Raw genomic sequence first — 17,196 nt, forward strand, 5'->3', positions numbered from 1 at the left:
ATCGCTGTGCATTTAGACCTGATGCGCCAGCAACGACTTTACGTGTTGCTCACTCGGGGTGAAGAGCTTCATTTCCTCCACCTGCTTGTTAAGGAACCTTTGGATTTTTCCGTTTTCATAAGCCCGGAAAACCGCCGGATGGACGTAATATTTTTTACATACCGTCCGGGTATTTCCCAAATGTGCCGCCACCACGTCCAGACAAGTGTTTAATGTCCTGGTAAGCTGCCGCTGGGTTTCGGATTTTTCCTGATGGCTCAGATACTCGAATGCAGTGACGGTGCCCATCCAGGTCCTGAAATCTTTTGCGGAGAAATTAGAACCCGTGTATTTTCGAATGTAGTCATTCACCTGGCCTGCATTAAGCGAGCAGCGACCGCCATTTTCCTGGGTGTATTGAAAGAGCCGTTTTCCGGGCATTTCCTTGTATTGTTTTACCAGTCTTGCCAGTTGCGTGTCCCTCAGTGTAATGTCTTGCTTAACGCCTTTTTTTCCTGTAAACATAAACCGGATTGTGCTGCCTTTCACCGTTGCGCATCGCGCGTCAAGTGTTGTGATGCCCGAAGAACCGTGCTTCAACTTATAACGCTGGTTACCCACCCGCATACAGGTTTTGTCCATAAGCTTGATGACCAGGGCGATGGACTTGTTCAGGTCAAAATTATGCTTGCGAAGATCGTGTTCCACCTGTTCCCTGAGCAAAGGAAGTGCTTCCGAGAATGTCAGCAGGCGATAGTATTTGGTTTGATTCCGGATCAGGTTCCAATGCGGATGATAGCGGTATTGCTTGCGGCCAGCTTCATCAATGCCCGTCGCCTGAAGATGCGCTTCCGGGTCTTCACTGATCCACACTTCCCGCCATGCCGGTGGCAACACCAGCGATTTGATCCTTTTGATCTGTTCTTTGTCCTTTGCCCTGTTACCGTTTTTATCTACATAATAAAAACGCGGGGATTTCCCTTTTCGCAGAAAACCGGGCGCATTGCCAGACTGAATATAATTTAACCCTGCCGCAGCGGCTGTAAGGGCAGGATCTTTTCTTAATTTTTTAATTTGTTTTGCAGTGATGACGGGAGCTTCCGTCAACGTCCCAACTGCTACGGCTACCGACATATAGTGTACTTTAGACTGTGTGTCCGATTATATTAAAGTAATACCAGTCTGAACGGAGCCGATTTTCAGTTTACAATGAGGAACATTATACTCATTTGAAATATTTCATTCAAAACTTAGCGGGTTACGGGCAGGAAAAGTGTAAACACCGAACCTTTACCCAGCTCTGAATGCGCGGTAATAAATCCTTTGTGGTTTTCGGCAATCTTCTTGCAAATGGCCAGACCAATGCCCGTTCCCGGATATTTATGCGCGGGATGAAGCCTTTGGAAAACATCGAAGATCCGGTGCTCATATTCCTTTTCAAAGCCGATTCCGTTATCTTCAAATGCAATGCTGTAAAAGTCTTTTTGCGGCGAAATGATGTCGTTAATATCGCTGCCTTTAACAACACTCAGTTTAACGCTGATCTCCGGGTTTTTGCCGCTTTCCGTAAATTTGATCGCATTACTGATCAGGTTCAGGAAGAGCTGGTGGATTTGAAACGGGATCACCTTTAATGTGGGCAATTCTTGTGTCTCGATCGATGCATTACGCTCTTCAATGTTTTCGCGCAGTTCCCGCAGCACGTTGTTGAGGACAGCATTTAAGTCAATTTCTTCAAAAACCTTCTCCGAATTACCAGCCTTGGAGTAGGCGAGGATATCTTCTATCAGATTCTGCATTTTCTCGGCTGCGACACGCATGCGCTCAACCGAATCTTTCACTTGTGCAGACAGATCCGGATCTTCCCGGTCAAGCACCTTCGAGGCAAATATCTGGATCTTTCTGAGTGGTTCCTTTAAATCGTGCGTACTGATCCAGTTGAGGTTAGCCAGTTCCTGGTTAGCCGTTTTCAGTTCTTCGTTCAGCGCACGGTTCGCATCCTCCTGGGTTTGGATTACGCGGTAATTAATGTGCTTTTGTAATGCATAGGCAAATCCCGACGCCGCATGGAGCTCCGATTTACGCCATGGCGCACTCTGATTTTTCACCACTTCCATCCAGCGTTCAAAAGATTTCCGGGGCGAAAGGCGCAATCCTTCCTCGTTGGGCAGCACCGCCTTATCCGGGTTTCCAGCCCAGTTGATGGTTTCAACTTTCTCCTGCCGCATCCAGATAATGCCATCGGCATTTCCTGGCAATGCATGATATACGATTCCGGCCGCTTGTTGCGAAATGGCATGGGCATCCGGATATTGATCGCTCAGGCTGTGGGTTGCCAGGCCCTGGGATTTGTATTTGTCGGCAAGAAAATGGAACAGATTAACCAGCTGCTCATCTACAGGCGTAATGCCGTTTTTATACAGTTTATTATTATAAAAAATAGCAGCACCCGATGCATTAGCGAGTTTTAGCAGCGCATCCGAACTATGATATTCTTCAAAAAACTGGTTGTTCTCGTGCAGGTTCGCGAGCATTTCTGTCAGCGATCTGTCCACATTCTGTGTTACCTCAAATTCTTCGGCGACTTCTCTCACCGAAATTTGTGAAGTAAGAAAATGCCCCTGCAGCAATGCAGAAAGCCTTGTATAATGTGGTAATGTCTTTGCTGAATAATGATGGCAAGCTACTAACCCCCAAAGTTTCTGGTTTTGTAACAGGGAAATGGTCAACGTCGCGCCGACGCCCATGTTTTTCAGATATTCAATGTGTATAGGGGAAACGCTTCTCAGGATAGATAGGCTCAGATCCAACGATTTATTGGTCTTCTCGCTTGCATCGTCCAGGGTCAGGATGGGGACGGGTGTGTAATTGATGTCGGCGATCATCCGCAATGGGTTACGGATATAAAGCTCCCTTGCCTGTGCGGGAATGTCGGTATGCGGATATTTTTGTCCTGCAAAAGAAACGAGATCCTCCCGTTTGCTTTCCGCAATCACATCACCGTTATATTCAGCATCGAACTTATAAATCATCACGCGATCGTATCCCGTGATAGCGCGTGTTTCGGCGGCTATTTCCTGGCAAAGATCGTGCAGATAGCTCGTCTTTTCCATAATCGACACGAAAGTCCGTGTTTGATTGTAAAGGTTTGGTAAATTAATCGTCCCGTCCGGAAACGGCTCTAATTCAAGGACAAGCGTTTCATTGCTCTTATGAACAGTAGTGTTATACGGCACCTCGTTAAAGGAAAAAACGAATGGTTTTGCCGAATCTATGGCTTTGGAAGCATAGTTCTTAAAATCCTCGGCTTCCTGTTCAGGGAAAATGTCTGACAATGTCTTTCCCAAAATCGCCTGCGGGGCCAGCTCGATATAAGATCCACTGTTTTCGCTGCAAAAATCAATCAGATATGTTTGGCTATTGACGCCCAGCATAAAGCCGTGCGGTTGAATGCTTCCTGGTATATGGATGGGTTCACTTTCGCAGTTTGTCAAATTGACAAGATCGCGGTTCACGATGTCTTTGATGTTCATTCTTACTTTTCAATTACTGCTTCGTCAAGCCAATTGTCTATGATTGTAAATGTGTTTTCAGCACCTTGTATAATTTCCGCACTTTGCCCCGTCTCTTGTGCGAATCGGGCAAATGTTGAGATGAAAGATTTCCACATTGTGCCGGTTTGGTCTCCGTATCCCCAGAAGTAGGAGCATCCGTTTTCAGGGGTCAGGCCAAGCGTTTTGTGAATGTGTTTGTATAACATTCGGCCTCCTAATGTCGAGCCTTCAAGCACATACATAGCGCCTGCGTTTTCAGCAAGAGAAGAAAAAGAGAACCTGTAAACGGGCAATGCATCTATTTGTGATTGGGAAAAACCCGTAGCCTGCAAGTCCTTTATAATGAGGTGTGACCGTCTGCGCGCATCCAGATCGGGAAAAACGTCTTTGATCTGCGTAAATACAAAGTCTTCGCAGCCCACGGTAACCCCATACATGGCAGACAAATAATTTTGATAATCCGTAAGGCTGACCTTCTCAGCAAGAATCATTTTGGATAAATGATTCTCTTCTAATTTTTGGTGGCTGACCGCAGTTTGTTTTCTCAGACTTTGAATAAAAGACTCCTGATCGGAATGAAAACTAGGCACTTCATTCATAAACGGAAATAGAAATTCTTATAAAGCTTAATAATAGTCAAAAATTGTTCCATCCAGGCAAAAGTCTTTCCGGGTTACAAAAATATATAAACTTTTGCAAACGAATAAAATCTCCCTATCCGGTTGCGGTTGGCACAGTATTTTAACATTTATATACATTGTCACAAAAAAATGAAACGAATTATGAAAAAGATAATATTAAGCGGGATGATGTTTGCAGCATTGGCAACATTTTCTGCATGTAACTCAAATAAGGCTGAGGATAGTAAAGAAGTTGCTGAAGAGCAAAATGACGCAAAACTTGACGATACAAAGCTGGAAGATGATTCAGAATTCGCAGTTGCTGCTGCTGACGGTGGTATGCTGGAAGTACAGCTGGGCGAATTGGCCCAAACCAATGCAGCTAGCGCAGACGTGAAAAAATTTGGTAAGGATATGGCTACCGAGCATGGAAAAGCCAATGAAGAGTTGAAAGCCCTTGCTCAGCAAAAAAACATTACCTTGCCAATGTCGGTAAGCGACGACAAGCAGAAAAAAATAGATGAGTTGTCGAAGAAAAAAGGCGCTGAATTCGATAAAGACTACATTTCCTTCATGGTGGATGACCACAAAGAGGATATCAGCGAGTTTGAAGAAGCAGCAAGCGATGCCAAAGATGCGGAGGTGAAAGCCTGGGCAGCTGGCAAAGTGCCAACATTGAAACACCATTTGGAAATGGCACAAGGCATCAAGGATAAGATGAAATAATATCCGTTTGAGTATAGTTTGAGGAGCCGGGAACCCGTATTAGGTTTCCGGCTTTTTTGTTTCCAAACCATTGAATAATCAAAAGAAATACTGAATTTGTGACCAAGGATGGCGTTTTTACAGGTTTCATTTACGGCATTGGAAAGAAACATTTGTTAATTCCTTTTGCATCAGCTTATTTTGTCTACCAAATTAATAGAGTATTAGAAAAATGCGTAAGACTTTTTCCCTTTTCCTAAACCTGTTATCTCTGCTTGCCATCCTCTGCGCGGGCGAAACGGCTATTGCTCAAACAGCGGGCCGTCCCAACATTATATTTATCTTTTCCGATGATCACGCTTACCAGGGCATTGGCGCCTACGGGAATAAGCTGGTCAAAACGCCTAACATTGACCGCATAGCACGAGAAGGAGCATTGCTAACCAACAACATTGTAACAAATTCGATCTGCGGGCCGAGTCGTGCCACATTACTAACCGGAAAATATAGCCATACGAACGGCTATAAAAGGAATGACCGGACCAGGTTCGATACAAATCAGACTTTGCTGTCAAAAACCCTCCAGCAAAGCGGCTACCAGACGGCCTGGATCGGAAAAATGCATTTAAACAGTCTTCCGGCCGGATTTGATTATTGGAATGTGCTGCCGGATCAGGGGAATTACTACAACCCCGATTTTATCGGACAGCCTAATGATACGACGCGTTATAACGGCTATGTGTCGGACCTGATCACGAAATTTTCCGTTGACTGGCTCGAAAAACGGGAAAATGCCAAACCATTTTTCCTGATCGTGGGGCACAAAGCTACACACCGTGAATGGCTTCCTGACTTGCAGGACCTGGGCGCGTACGACAATGTCACATTCCCTCTTCCAGCTAATTTTTATGACGATTACAAAGGCCGGACGGCAGCGATGCAGCAGGATATGAGCATTGAAAAAACGATGCGGTTGAAGCAGGACCTGAAAGTGGATGTGGATTATGAGAATGATTATGCATACAATCGCTTCACGCCCGAACAAAAAAAGGTTTTCAAAGCATATTATGATAAAGTCGGAAAGGAAGTAACCGACAAAAAGCTGACGGGTAAAGCATTAACCGAGTGGAAATATCAGCGTTACCTGAGGGATTATTTCTCAGTGGCCAATTCGCTGGACAGGAACATTGGAAAGCTGCTGGATTACCTGGATAAATCAGGCCTGGCAAAAAACACGGTTGTCATTTATGCTTCCGATCAGGGTTTTTATCTGGGTGAGCACGGCTGGTTTGACAAGCGTTTCATTTATGAGGAATCGCTTAAAACGCCTTTTGTGATTCGTTATCCGGGTGTGATCAAGCCGGGCAGGAAAGTAGAAGATCTGATCGTAAATGTAGACTGGGCCCCGACAGTGCTGAACATTGCCGGTGCAAAAATCCCGTCCGACATTCAGGGAAAATCGTTTTTACCATTATTAAAAGACGAACCCTATGCAAAAACGCCCTGGCGGAAAGAAGCATATTACCATTATTACGAATTCCCCGAGCCGCACCATGTTTACCCTCATTTCGGGCTGCGTACAAGCCGGTACAAACTGGCCTATTTCTACGGCGGAGCAGATTCATGGGAATTGTTTGATCTGGAAAAAGATCCCACAGAAGGTTCCAATATTTACGGAAAGCCAGGCACGGAGAAGATTACCGCGGATCTGAAAGAAAAGCTGAAAGCGCTCATGAAAGAATACAAGGACGAAGAAGCGCTGAAAATATTAGCCGGAAGCAAAAACATTTAATTAAAATATTGTGTACAAACAAGGATACGACGCAATAGTGGTAGGGGCCGGTCCGAATGGGCTGGCGGCGGCTATCACATTACAGGAAGCAGGGCTGTCTGTAATGCTCGTTGAAGCCAAGCCAACCATTGGCGGCGGCATGCGGTCGGCTGAGCTGACACTTCCCGGTTTTGTACATGACATTTGTTCCGCGGTGCATCCTACGGCGGTTTTGTCGCCTTTTTTCAAGAAACTGCCCCTGAAAGATTTTGGTGTGGAAATGATCCAGCCGGAGTTCGCGGCGGCACATCCGTTTGATGACGGAAAAGCAGCCGTTTTGCACCAGTCGGTCATGGGAACTGCGGAAGGGTTAGGGATTGACAAAAAAGCATATCTCGACTTCATGCAGCCCCTAGTGGCGGAGTTGCCGGGTTTACTTCCCGATCTGCTCGGACCGCTGAAATGGCCAAAGCATCCGATCGACCTGGCCATGTTCGGGTTTAAGGCGCTTCCGCCCGCAACCTGGACACGTAAACTTTTCAAGACAAAAGAGGCAAGAGGATTGTGGGCAGGCATGGCGGCTCACGCCATACAACCTTTGCAGAACATAGCCACATCTGCATTCGGGATCATGTTGATGGCCGGCGCGCACCTGGCAGGCTGGCCAATTCCCAAGGGCGGAAGCCAGTCAATCGCGGATGCGCTGGCCGGTTACTTTTTGTCCATAGGCGGGCAGATCCAAACGGGTTTTGAAGTAAAATCACTGGACGAGCTGCCAGACGCCAAAGCAATTTTGCTGGACATTACGCCCAGGCAGCTTTTAAAAATTGCTGGAAACAGACTGAGCCCTTCCTATCGCAAACGGTTGGAAAAGTATCGTCATGGGATGGGTGTATTTAAAATAGACTGGGCATTGCATGAGCCTATCCCTTTTACAGCCGACGCTTGCAGAAAAGCCGGCACGGTGCATTTGGGCAATACATTTGAAGAAATTGCGCATGGTGAGAAAAGCATGGACCGGGGGAAGCATGTTGATAAGCCGTTCGTCCTGCTGGCGCAGCAAAGCCTTTTTGATCCGGGACGCGTTCCGGCAGGTAAGCAGGCGGCCTGGGCTTATTGTCACGTTCCCAACGGCTCGGATAAGGATATGACAACCATTATAGAAGATCAGGTAGAGCGTTTTGCACCTGGCTTTCGGGATACGATCATAGAAAAGCATACGATGAACACCGCACAAATGGAGGCCTATAATCCCAACTACATTGGTGGGGACATTAACGGAGGCGTCCAGGATATTTTGCAGTTATATTCACGGCCTACTTTACAGGTTTCTCCATATCGCACTTCCGCTGAGGGCGTTTACTTATGTTCATCATCCACACCGCCGGGCGGTGGCGTGCATGGCATGTGTGGGCATCACGCAGCCATACAGGCATTGAAAGATGTTTTCAAGATCGATGACATTACAACAGAGCGCGTAAAATAAATCGGAATATGAAGTTTTTGCAGACCATTTATATTGGTTTTTTTATTGGAATAATAATCCTTTCCATAACCGGCTGCGATAAAAAGCAGACTGCGGAAGAAAGGAAAACAGACAGCCTCGCGCATTGCATCGCTGATGGGATCCCATCCAGGGCATCGGCGATCAGAAATGCAAGCTACATTGCTGAGGGAAAGGGAGATACAACTGGAATGGTGTGGATAAACGGCGGTAAATTCCTGATGGGAGCCGACGAGTTTCCCGATTCCAGACCTATGCACGAAGTTACTGTCAATGGTTTTTATATAGACAAACATGAGGTTACCAATGCAGAATATGCAGCTTTTGTAAAGGCAACCAATTATAAAACAGTGGCGGAAAGGCCTTTAAATCCAGCGGATTATCCAGGCGTCCCGGTGGATAAACTCGTTCCGGGCTCCGCCGTTTTTACACCAACAAAAACAGCAGTTTCCCTGGATAACCCGCTGCAATGGTGGAATTACGTGCCCGGAGCCAACTGGGCGCATCCCGAAGGCCCATCATCCTCGATCAAAGGCAGAGAGAATTATCCCGTTACGCATGTCTCCTACGAAGACGCCGCTGCATATGCCAAATGGGCAGGCAAACGGCTTCCTACCGAGGCAGAATGGGAGTTTGCAGCACAAGGAGGCAAAGGGAACCACACCTATTACTGGGGCGACGAACTGAAACCCGGAAACAAATGGGTGGCGAACATTTACCAGGGAAGTTTTCCGGACAAAAACACCAAAGAAGATGGTTTCATAGCAGCCGCGCCTGTGCAGACATTCCCAGCCAATCCTTACGGTTTGTACGACATGGATGGCAATGTGTGGGAATGGTGCGAAGATCTTTACCGACCCGATTACTATCAGAAAAGCCCCAAGGATAACCCCAAAGGCCCTTCGGATAGTTACGATCCCGAGGAGCCGGGTGCAGTGAAGCGCGTGCAGCGCGGCGGTTCTTTTCTTTGCAGTGATGATTATTGCATTCGTTACAAAGCCGGCAGCCGTGGAAAAGGCGAGGTCACCAGTGGCAGCAACAACCTGGGGTTTCGCTGTGTGAAGGATAAAATTTAAGTTTTTCAGTCAAGATTCAGAAGCATGAGTATGCATTTTCTAACCGTTCCTGGTTTGGCCAGCTCGGGTCCGCAGCATTGGCAAACTATCTGGGAACAGCAATATCCGCAACGGTTCAGCCGCGTGCAGCAGGAAAACTGGGACTGGCCGGTAAAAGAGGATTGGGTGAAACAATTGGATAAACAAATCAGTGAACTAACAGGCCCTACCGTCCTCGTAGGCCATAGTTTGGGATGCATTACCATTGCACACTGGGCGCAGCAGCACAGCTCGGCTCACATTGAAGGAGCGCTGCTCGTTGCACCTGCCGACGCTGAAATGTCCAAGCGTTTGAACTTTGTTGTGGGATTTACACCGATCCCCGTTAAACCTTTTGCATTTAAAACGGTCGTAGTAGCGAGCACTAATGATATATACGCAACCATAGGCAGATCAAAGACATTTGCGGATAACTGGGGCAGCGAATTTATGAATATTGGAAAAAAAGGACATATCAATGCGGTTTCAGGTCTGGAAGATTGGAAAGAGGGTAAGGCAATTCTGGAAAGCCTGAGCGGTGTTAAACTTGCTGAATAAATTTTTATTTTATCTTCTTATCTTACAAATCAATTTTACCACTTAACAATCGAATGACTATGAAAAAAATGTTTGTTTTCGTTTTTGCCGGTTTGCTGTTCAATGCCGCTGCAATGGCTGGCCCTGATAAGAAAGCTGCTGACAAAACACTTACCGTTGACACAAAAAGCAGCACAATAACCTGGGGAGCCAAAAAAGTGACAGGAACGCATGCAGGCAGTGTGCCAGTAGAAAGCGGAACGCTGATCGTTGATGGTAACAAGCTGAAAGGCGGAACATTTGTAGCCGACGTAAAATCATTGGTTGTTACAGATGTTACCGATAAAGAAATGAACGGGAAACTAACCGGCCACTTGAAAAGTGATGATTTCTTCTCAGTAGAAAAACATCCTCAGGCTAAGTTGGTTATATCTTCTGTTACACCAAAAGGTGGTGATGCTTATGATGTAACGGGTAAATTGACCATCAAAGGCATTACTCAGGATGTGAAATTTCCTGCAACCGTGAAGGCAGATGCTAAAAAAGTGACTGCTGTTGCGAAAGTAACTGTGGACCGTACGAAATACGACATCAAATTCCGATCTTCCAACTTCTTCGAAAACCTGGGAGATAAGGCGATCGACAATGATTTTACATTGGATGTGAACCTGGTGGCGAACAAATAAGATAAGGTAATTTTAAGAAAAGTTTGTATAATCCGGCTCGATTCATTTGAGCCGGATTTTTTTTTTAACCAACCTATATCCATGAAAAGATTTTTTACCGGGCTTTCCATCAGCTTGCTATTGCTCTCAGGAAACGCTTTTGCCCAAAAAGAAAACAACCTTCCCGACTGGACCTTCGGCGGTTTCCAGCGCCCGGCCGGCGTAAACCCCGTCATTTCCCCCGATTCCACGTCCACATTCTTCTGCCCCATGAACAAAAAGCAGGTTGACTGGGAATCCAATGATACATTCAACCCCGCCGCGATAATTAAAAACGGCAAAATCGTTGTCCTGTATCGTGCGGAAGATAAAGCCGGAAGAGCCATCGGAAAGCGCACTTCGCGCCTGGGTTACGCCGAAAGCGAGGATGGGATTACATTTAAAAGACGCAAAGAACCCGTTTTATATCCTGCCGAGGACAACCAGAAAAAGAACGAATGGCCGGGCGGCTGCGAAGATCCGCGCGTGGCAGTGACCGAAGACGGCTTATATGTGATCATTTACACACAATGGAACCAGGACAAAGCGCGGCTCGGCATCGCGACTTCGCGGGATTTGTTGAAATGGGAAAAACACGGGCCTGCATTCACGAAAGCATTCAATGGGAAATTCAATGAAATCTGGTCAAAATCAGGCTCCATAGTAACCAAGCTGGTCGGTGATAAGCAGGTGATTGCGAAGATCAATGGCAAATACTGGCTTTATTTCGGCGAGGCCAATGTGAACCTGGCTTCCTCCACAGACTTGATCAACTGGACGCCATTGGTGGACAAAAACGAAAACCTGGTCAACCTGATTTCACCGCGCAAAGGCTTTTTCGACAGCAACTTAACGGAATGCGGCCCGCCAGCCATTGTTACTGAAAAAGGGATTGTCCTTTTATATAATGGTAAAAACGACAAAGGCGAAGACGGCGACAAGCGTTTCACGCCGAATAGTTATTGCGCTGGTCAGGTTTTATTTGATAAAAATGACCCTTCCAAAGTGCTCGACAGGTTGGACGTTCCTTTCTTTCGGCCCATGGAATCATTTGAAAAAAGCGGACAGTATGTTGCGGGAACCGTTTTCATTGAAGGAATGGTCTATTTCAAAAACAAATGGCTCCTATACTACGGCTGCGCCGATTCCCGCGTAGGAGTTGCTGTCTACGACCCCAAAACCAAAACCCCGGGCGATCCGCTTCCGTAAAGACAAGTCGCAGCGCGACGAAATATTGGTAGCAAAAACAATTTTTCGGATAAATGGCAAATCCCGGCAGGGATGTAACGACAGGCATTGTTCACGCCGTTACATCCCTGCCGGGATTTTCTTAACCGGTAATACATGGTTGCTACCGATATTTCATGCCTCTGGCATTTGCGATGCTATTCTGGCTTGCAAAGCTGCAAGTATCACTCGCAAATGTTTAATTTCTGCCGTTCGATCCATTGTAAGAGTAAAGGCGTATATGAGTAATAAAACAAAACAAACTTGTTACCTATGAAAACGTCGATGAAATTTACAAGCTTTCTTGCAGTGGCTTTAATGACTGCTTTTGGTGCATTTGCGCAGGAAAAATCTAAAATGGTGGGTGGAGCAGAAATGTATCCAAACAAAAACATTATCGAAAACGCAGTCAATTCAAAAGACCATACAACATTGGTTGCCGCTGTAAAAGCAGCAGGATTGGTTGAAACATTGTCAGGAACAGGCCCATTCACAGTTTTTGCACCGGTTAATGCAGCATTCGACGCATTGCCAGCAGGAACGGTTGATAATCTTCTGAAACCAGAAAACAAAGCAACGTTGACCTCAGTTTTGACTTACCACGTTATTCCTGGAAAAGTTGATTCTAAATCAGTTGCGAAAATGATCAAGGACGGAAAAGGAAAAGCAATGGCAAAAACAGCACAAGGCGCAGAACTTACGTTTTCCATGGACGGAAAAGACCTGATCGTTACTGACGCAAAAGGTAACAAGGGAAAAGTAACTATCGCAGACGTGTATCAATCTAATGGCGTGATCCACGTGATTGACACAGTTTTGATGCCTTAATGAATTGAGTTTGTGAGTTTGGTTGTGTAGAGTGGTTGTGATGTGGCGGGAGAGCTTAGGCTTTCCCGCCTTTTTTGTGCCCCATGCAGGTTAGTACAGGATAGTGCGACGGATAATTTTAGGAATTTTTGGATATTATTTTCTGCTTTTTTAAGAGTAGTTAACAAAAAAATCCCGTTGTTGTAAGGGAAGCCTATTTTTCAGAAGTCAATAAACCTATAAATACAAACCCAATGAATTCCAGATTTATCAGCGCCGCGCTTATGCTGGCCGTTTTATTGAGCATCGGAAGCCAGATTTCATGCGTGGCCCAGAAGAAAGAAAAAGGCTTCGTATCCATTTTTGATGGCAAATCATTAAAAGGCTGGGACGGTGATCCGAAATACTGGAGAGTGGAAAACGGGAATCTTGTAGGAGAAATCACGCCAGAGACCCTTTTAAAAACAAATTCATTCATTATCTGGAAAGGCGGCGAGCCCGCAGACTTTGAATTAAAAGGTTCGGTGAAGATCGCAACAGCCGGTAATTCAGGCATTAATTACAGAAGTGAACAGTTAACAGATGTTCCTTTTGCATTGAAAGGTTACCAGGCCGATATCGACGGAAAAAACAATTATACAGGCCAGAATTACGAAGAGCGCAAACGAACAACGCTCGCTTATCGCGGCCAGAAAACGACAATCAAGCCTTATACAGGCGAGAACACGCCAGAAGCCGTTCGTGCCGGCGTAAAAGGCAATGCATGGACAGGCCTGGAAGTGACCGGTTCATTAGGAAAGTCTGATTCTTTAAAGACATTGATCAAAAGTGAAGATTGGAACGAGTTTCACATTGTGGCTAAGGGAAACCGTCTGCAACATTACATTAATGGTGTGCTAATGAGCGATGTAACGGATAATGACACGGTTAATGGCAAAATGAAAGGCTTGCTTGGCGTGCAGGTTCACGTGGGCCCGCCGATGAAAGTGGAATACAAAGATTTGCGAATCAAACAATAGCGTACATGGCCAGCAATGGCCGGAATGACAGTAAAATGAATAAAATAGGATTTAATGTGCTAGCCTGGACGGCGGCGGTTTCTGATGATCTTTTTCCCATACTCGACCGGTTGAAAGGCATTGGTTACGACGGAGCAGAATTTTATCTGGGCCCGCAGGAATCAGCTGCTTATCAGCGTGTTGGAAATTACACCAAAGACATTGGCCTTGAAACCAGTGCGGTAATGACGCTTGGCGCGGATGAAAATCCGGTAAGCGAGTCGGTGGAGGTTCGACAAAGGGCTTTGGATAAAATCAAATGGGCGGTAGACCGGGCGCATGACCTGAATGCCAGGATCATTTGTGGTCCCTTTCACTCGGCGCATACTGTTTTTGTGAACCGACCTGCTCAGGATCAGGAATATGCATTGGCTGGCGAAGTTTTGCATGCCGCTGCTGATTATGCGGCTCAGGCCAACATTACATTCGCACTGGAAGCGCTGAACCGTTTTGAATGCTATCTGTGCAACACCATGGAGCAACTGCTCAAACTGGTGAAAGCAGCCGATCACCCGAATGTGCGCGCCATGTTCGATACGCACCATTCCAATATTGAGGAGAAAAAATACGCAACTGCGCTTCAAACCATCGCGCCCGTTCTGGCGCACGTGCACATCAGCGAAAATGACCGCGGAACGCCTGGCGACGGACAAGTGCTTTGGGACGATGCATTTTCTTCCCTGGCAGCAATCAAATATCAAGGCTGGCTCACGATTGAGGCTTTTTCAAGGAACGACCCGGATTTCGCCAATGCCATCGGCGTATGGCGCGAGTTTTCAGATCCTTGGGACATTGCCGAGAATGGCTACAAATTTATCCGCGAAATGAGCCTGAAACACGGTCTTTGATCCAAACAAAAATATTCCTGAACCATGCATAAAGTCCTTCAATCCTTGCTGCTGACCAGCATTGTCGCTTTTATTTTCTGTTTGAAAACAGCCAATGTGCGTGCACAAGATTTTGATGCGGAAATGTATCGGGTCGTTTACAAAGGCGATAAGGGGCCTGGCGCTGGAAAGAACATTGTTTTTATAGCGACGGATCATGAATATCGCGGCGAAGAATCACTGCCTGCATTAGCAAAAATACTCGCTAAAAATTACGGCTTCACCTGCACGGTTGTTTACGCGCTCGATTCCGCAGGCAACATTTTCCCGGGCGGCTCCAACATTAAGGGCCTTAATGTTCTGGAAAAAGCCGATCTGCTCGTCATGTTCATGCGCTTCGCCAGCTTTCCGGATAAGGAAATGCAACACATTGACGATTACGTCAAGCGCGGCGGCCCGATCGTAGCATTCCGGACTTCCACCCACGCTTTTGAAATTAAAAATAATCCGAAATGGGCACATTATAGCTGGGATTATAAAGGCGATAAGGCCAATTGGAAAGATGGTTTCGGCGAATATGTGCTCGGTGAAACCTGGGTTTCCCACTATGGCACCAACCACAAGCAATCTTCCAAAATCATTATTGAAAAAGGCCAGGAAGCACACCCGATCATGACTGCTGTGCGGGATATATGGGTGCAATCCGGCGGCTACACGGCCGAGCCGAAAGGAACAGTGCTCGCCAGAGGACAGGTGCTCAACGGCATGACGCCCACTTCCGAGCCCGACAAAACCAAAGAACTGCTTCCAGTTGCCTGGATCAAGGAATATCAGGTTGAAGGTGGCAAAAAAGGCCGCTCGTTCACAACTACGCACGGCGCTTCCGAAGATTTGCTGAATGAAGGCTTCCGCCGTATGGTGCTCAATGCAACATTCTGGGCGATGGGCATGGAAAAGGGCATCAAGCCTTCCAATGACATTGCTTTCGTAGGACCTTACAAGCCTACGACATTCAATTTTACCGGTTATAAGGCCAACGTAAAACCAAAGGACTTAGCGGGTTGGGACTCGCTCATTATGCCCGGCGAGATCATCAAAAAGAAGACAAAGTAATTTTTTGATTTATATAAAAATAAAAAGCATTTAATGTCTCAAACACTTCCATTTCGCTTCGGATCAGAGGTTTACACCTGGTTTATGAGCAACAACGGTCAAACGCATCAAGGCCGGCTGGGTCACATGATTGAAGTCATTTCAAAAGCTAGGTTTACGGGAATTCAACCCATTTTCACCTGGATGGGCGATTTGATCGATCCGGATAAGCTAGAAGCAAAGTTGGACGAACAAGGCATTGAGCTGGCGGCATTGGCATTGGCATTAGACTGGAATGAGTCAGAAGAAACGGAGCGCGAACGCGAAGTGGCGGATCATGCAATCAAAGTTTTGCAACGTTTTCCAGGTGCGGTTTTAAATACAGTACAAATCCCCACAGGTCGTCACGATCTTGCTGAACGCCAAAAGCGTCTTGTCAACATTGTAAACACAGTTTCACGACGTGCAGCGGATAAAGGTGTTCCATGCAGTTACCATCCCAATTCACCCCATACATCCATTATCCGCACGGCCGAGGATTACAAGATCGTGCTGGAATCGCTGGATTCGACGGTTACGGGCTGGACGCCGGATGTGGGCCACATTATCAACGGCGACATGGACCCGCTTTCGAAAATGAAAGAATATCAGTCGCTCATTAACCACGTTCATTATAAAGATTGGGACGGAAATCCTGAATTTACCTTAATGGGTAAGGGAAAAGTCGATTTGCTAGGCGTCACGCAATGGCTCAAAGACATCAAGTACAGCGGCTGGATCATTTGTGAAGACGAAGGAAAAGAAGCATTGGAAGATCCAGATTTCGTGACCACCCACGACGGCAACTGGATCCAAAACGACCTGATCCCAGCATTAAGATAGCATTATGCCAACGATAAAAACCAACGGAATAAACATGTATTACGAGGAAAGGGGCTCCGGCGAGCCGCTTTTGCTGATCATGGGCATTACCGCGCCCGGGTCAGTCTGGAATGTGCATGTGGCCGATTGGAAACACCATTTTCGCTGCATCATCGGCGATAACAGGGGCGTAGGACAAACCGACAAACCCGCAGGCGCATACACCAGCGAACAAATGGCCGATGACTACGCCGGTCTGCTGGATTCACTGGAATTGGAGAATGTAAATGTTGTGGGCTGTTCCATGGGCAGCACCATTGCACAGCAACTCGCCATAAGACATCCCAAAAAGGTCAAATCATTGGTGTTAATGTGTCCCTGGGCGCGCTGCGACGCATATGCGAAAGGTTTATTCCAGCACATTAGGAACAGCAAAGCGCGGTTCAGACCCGAGGAATTTAGCCTATACATTCAATTACTGATTTTTTCCAAATCATCCTGGGACGATCCCAGAAAGCATGAAGAGCTTGAATTGGGCAGAAAACAGGATGCAGTAAATCCTTATCCACAGCCTTTACACGGCTTGGAAGGCCAGGCGGCCGCTTGCATTAACCACAATGCGCTGAACGATTTGGCAAAAATAAATCAACCAACATTTGTAATAGGAGGCCGGGAAGACATTTTCACGCCCGTTTGGATGGCAGAGGAAGTCGCAAATGGCATCCCGAACGCTGAGCTTTTCCTTTACGACAAGCTCGGACATGCTTTTCACTTCGAAAACACGGATGATTTCAACCAGAGAGTGAGGGATTTTCTCTCAAAAACACATTAAAACGAGGTGATGAGCGCCTTTTTT

16 protein-coding genes are annotated in these 17,196 nt (G+C 46.5%); 13 read left to right on the forward strand and 3 right to left on the reverse strand.

Features of this window, described 5'->3' with window-relative positions; all coding sequences use genetic code 11:
• Positions 1 to 12 precede the first annotated feature (12 nt).
• The 3 genes from NFI80_RS21545 to NFI80_RS21555 form a co-directional block, all read right to left on the reverse strand.
• Positions 13 to 1,113 carry a DNA topoisomerase IB gene (locus tag NFI80_RS21545; RefSeq protein WP_235166295.1) on the reverse strand — a complete coding sequence of 367 codons (1,101 nt, stop codon included), beginning with the start codon at positions 1,111 to 1,113 and terminating at the stop codon, positions 13 to 15.
• Between the two features lie 116 nt (positions 1,114 to 1,229).
• Positions 1,230 to 3,512, reverse strand: coding sequence for an ATP-binding protein (locus NFI80_RS21550; RefSeq protein ID WP_235166296.1), 2,283 nt, complete (start codon positions 3,510 to 3,512; stop codon positions 1,230 to 1,232).
• Between the two features lie 2 nt (positions 3,513 to 3,514).
• The gene (locus tag NFI80_RS21555) at positions 3,515 to 4,132 is read right to left on the reverse strand and encodes a biliverdin-producing heme oxygenase (RefSeq protein ID WP_235166297.1); all 618 of its coding nucleotides are present in this window, start codon (positions 4,130 to 4,132) and stop codon (positions 3,515 to 3,517) included.
• Between the two features lie 183 nt (positions 4,133 to 4,315).
• Between NFI80_RS21555 and NFI80_RS21560 the strand changes: the two genes are divergently transcribed.
• From NFI80_RS21560 to NFI80_RS21620, 13 genes are all read left to right on the forward strand, one after another.
• A complete protein-coding gene (locus tag NFI80_RS21560) occupies positions 4,316 to 4,879 on the forward strand; it encodes a DUF4142 domain-containing protein (RefSeq protein ID WP_235160539.1) in 564 nt (187 codons plus the stop codon).
• 211 nt (positions 4,880 to 5,090) lie between these two features.
• Positions 5,091 to 6,650 (forward strand): sulfatase family protein, encoded by a 1,560-nt coding sequence (locus tag NFI80_RS21565; RefSeq protein ID WP_235166298.1) that lies wholly within the window; start codon positions 5,091 to 5,093, stop codon positions 6,648 to 6,650.
• Positions 6,651 to 6,660: 10 nt separating this feature from the next.
• Positions 6,661 to 8,115, forward strand: a complete 1,455-nt coding sequence (locus NFI80_RS21570; protein WP_235166299.1) for a phytoene desaturase family protein — start codon at positions 6,661 to 6,663, stop codon at positions 8,113 to 8,115.
• A gap of 8 nt (positions 8,116 to 8,123) precedes the next feature.
• Entirely contained in the window at positions 8,124 to 9,209 is a 1,086-nt protein-coding gene (locus tag NFI80_RS21575; protein WP_235166300.1) for a formylglycine-generating enzyme family protein, read from the forward strand.
• A 24-nt stretch (positions 9,210 to 9,233) separates the two neighbouring features.
• A complete protein-coding gene (locus NFI80_RS21580; RefSeq protein ID WP_235166301.1) occupies positions 9,234 to 9,785 on the forward strand; it encodes an RBBP9/YdeN family alpha/beta hydrolase in 552 nt (183 codons plus the stop codon).
• A gap of 68 nt (positions 9,786 to 9,853) precedes the next feature.
• Entirely contained in the window at positions 9,854 to 10,450 is a 597-nt protein-coding gene (locus tag NFI80_RS21585) for a YceI family protein (protein WP_026628689.1), read from the forward strand.
• 81 nt (positions 10,451 to 10,531) lie between these two features.
• Entirely contained in the window at positions 10,532 to 11,677 is a 1,146-nt protein-coding gene (locus NFI80_RS21590) for a beta-1,2-mannosidase (protein ID WP_235166302.1), read from the forward strand.
• 291 nt (positions 11,678 to 11,968) lie between these two features.
• Complete coding sequence (locus tag NFI80_RS21595) at positions 11,969 to 12,523, forward strand: fasciclin domain-containing protein (RefSeq protein WP_233797513.1); 555 nt, start codon at positions 11,969 to 11,971, stop codon at positions 12,521 to 12,523.
• Positions 12,524 to 12,756: 233 nt separating this feature from the next.
• Complete coding sequence (locus NFI80_RS21600) at positions 12,757 to 13,521, forward strand: 3-keto-disaccharide hydrolase (RefSeq protein ID WP_235166303.1); 765 nt, start codon at positions 12,757 to 12,759, stop codon at positions 13,519 to 13,521.
• 35 nt (positions 13,522 to 13,556) lie between these two features.
• The gene (locus NFI80_RS21605; RefSeq protein WP_235166343.1) at positions 13,557 to 14,408 is read left to right on the forward strand and encodes a sugar phosphate isomerase/epimerase family protein; all 852 of its coding nucleotides are present in this window, start codon (positions 13,557 to 13,559) and stop codon (positions 14,406 to 14,408) included.
• A gap of 24 nt (positions 14,409 to 14,432) precedes the next feature.
• A complete protein-coding gene (locus NFI80_RS21610) occupies positions 14,433 to 15,500 on the forward strand; it encodes a ThuA domain-containing protein (RefSeq protein WP_235166304.1) in 1,068 nt (355 codons plus the stop codon).
• Positions 15,501 to 15,533: 33 nt separating this feature from the next.
• Entirely contained in the window at positions 15,534 to 16,361 is an 828-nt protein-coding gene (locus NFI80_RS21615; RefSeq protein WP_235166305.1) for a sugar phosphate isomerase/epimerase family protein, read from the forward strand.
• A gap of 4 nt (positions 16,362 to 16,365) precedes the next feature.
• A complete protein-coding gene (locus tag NFI80_RS21620) occupies positions 16,366 to 17,172 on the forward strand; it encodes an alpha/beta fold hydrolase (protein WP_235166306.1) in 807 nt (268 codons plus the stop codon).
• Positions 17,173 to 17,196 lie beyond the last annotated feature (24 nt).

Origin of the sequence: Dyadobacter chenhuakuii, assembly GCF_023821985.2 — a bacterium.
Classification (GTDB): Bacteria; Bacteroidota; Bacteroidia; order Cytophagales; family Spirosomataceae; genus Dyadobacter; species Dyadobacter chenhuakuii.

Coding starts and splice junctions, on each gene's coding strand:
- NFI80_RS21575 (WP_235166300.1), top strand. CDS start 8,124: ATGAAGTTTTTGCAGACCATTTATATTGGTTTTTTTATTGGAATAATA.
- NFI80_RS21565 (WP_235166298.1), top strand. CDS start 5,091: ATGCGTAAGACTTTTTCCCTTTTCCTAAACCTGTTATCTCTGCTTGCC.
- NFI80_RS21560 (WP_235160539.1), top strand. CDS start 4,316: ATGAAAAAGATAATATTAAGCGGGATGATGTTTGCAGCATTGGCAACA.
- NFI80_RS21595 (WP_233797513.1), top strand. CDS start 11,969: ATGAAAACGTCGATGAAATTTACAAGCTTTCTTGCAGTGGCTTTAATG.
- NFI80_RS21550 (WP_235166296.1), bottom strand. CDS start 3,512: ATGAACATCAAAGACATCGTGAACCGCGATCTTGTCAATTTGACAAAC.
- NFI80_RS21605 (WP_235166343.1), top strand. CDS start 13,557: ATGAATAAAATAGGATTTAATGTGCTAGCCTGGACGGCGGCGGTTTCT.
- NFI80_RS21590 (WP_235166302.1), top strand. CDS start 10,532: ATGAAAAGATTTTTTACCGGGCTTTCCATCAGCTTGCTATTGCTCTCA.
- NFI80_RS21615 (WP_235166305.1), top strand. CDS start 15,534: ATGTCTCAAACACTTCCATTTCGCTTCGGATCAGAGGTTTACACCTGG.
- NFI80_RS21620 (WP_235166306.1), top strand. CDS start 16,366: ATGCCAACGATAAAAACCAACGGAATAAACATGTATTACGAGGAAAGG.
- NFI80_RS21610 (WP_235166304.1), top strand. CDS start 14,433: ATGCATAAAGTCCTTCAATCCTTGCTGCTGACCAGCATTGTCGCTTTT.
- NFI80_RS21555 (WP_235166297.1), bottom strand. CDS start 4,132: ATGAATGAAGTGCCTAGTTTTCATTCCGATCAGGAGTCTTTTATTCAA.
- NFI80_RS21545 (WP_235166295.1), bottom strand. CDS start 1,113: ATGTCGGTAGCCGTAGCAGTTGGGACGTTGACGGAAGCTCCCGTCATC.
- NFI80_RS21600 (WP_235166303.1), top strand. CDS start 12,757: ATGAATTCCAGATTTATCAGCGCCGCGCTTATGCTGGCCGTTTTATTG.
- NFI80_RS21580 (WP_235166301.1), top strand. CDS start 9,234: ATGAGTATGCATTTTCTAACCGTTCCTGGTTTGGCCAGCTCGGGTCCG.
- NFI80_RS21585 (WP_026628689.1), top strand. CDS start 9,854: ATGTTTGTTTTCGTTTTTGCCGGTTTGCTGTTCAATGCCGCTGCAATG.